The organism is Mesorhizobium sp. M2A.F.Ca.ET.037.01.1.1 (assembly GCF_003998075.1).
GTDB lineage: Bacteria > Pseudomonadota > Alphaproteobacteria > Rhizobiales > Rhizobiaceae > Mesorhizobium.
This window is the reverse complement of record NZ_RZSA01001703.1, coordinates 1-587: the sequence shown is the minus strand read 5'-3', so window position 1 is coordinate 587 and position 587 is coordinate 1. Positions and strand designations below refer to the sequence as shown.

The 587-nt window shown below is 64.4% G+C and carries 1 pseudogene; it reads left to right on the top strand.

Annotated features, from left to right (window positions below):
- A pseudogene (locus EOA27_RS39325) lies at window positions 1-587 on the top strand (IS21 family transposase); the annotation flags it as partial.

Below are 587 nucleotides of genomic sequence, written 5' to 3'. Positions count from 1 at the left end.
CTTGCTGGGCTGAGCTGGCCGCTGCCCGAAGGGATTGATGACGAAGGCCTTGAGCTGCTCCTCTTCCCGGCACCGAAGGCGGCGTCGCAAAGTCCCGGGCGGCCGGTGCCCGATTGGAGCTATGTGGAGAAGGCGTTGCGCCGCCGCGGCGTAACGCGAGTGCTCCTGTGGGAAGAATATCGCGCCGCCAATCCCGACGGCTTTGGCTATACCTGGTTTTGCACGACCTTTGAGGCCTGGAAAGGGCGCACCCGCCCGACGATGCGCCAGACACACCTGGGCGGCGAGAAGCGTCGATTTTGCCGGCGACACCATCGATGTCTTCGACCCCGTCACCGGCGAAGCACGCCCCATGAAGCTGTTCGTCGCGGCGATGGGCGCCTCGAACTATACCTATGCCGAGGCGTGCCCGAGCGAGAGCCTGCCCGACTGGATCGGCGTGCACACGAACCTTTTTACCTTTCTGGGCGGCGTGCCGAAGTTCGTGGTCTGCGACAATCTCGAGGCCGCCGTCACCAACCCTGATCGCTATGACCCCGGTCTCAACCGGACCTACGCCGAGATGGCGAGCCATTACGGCACAGCAG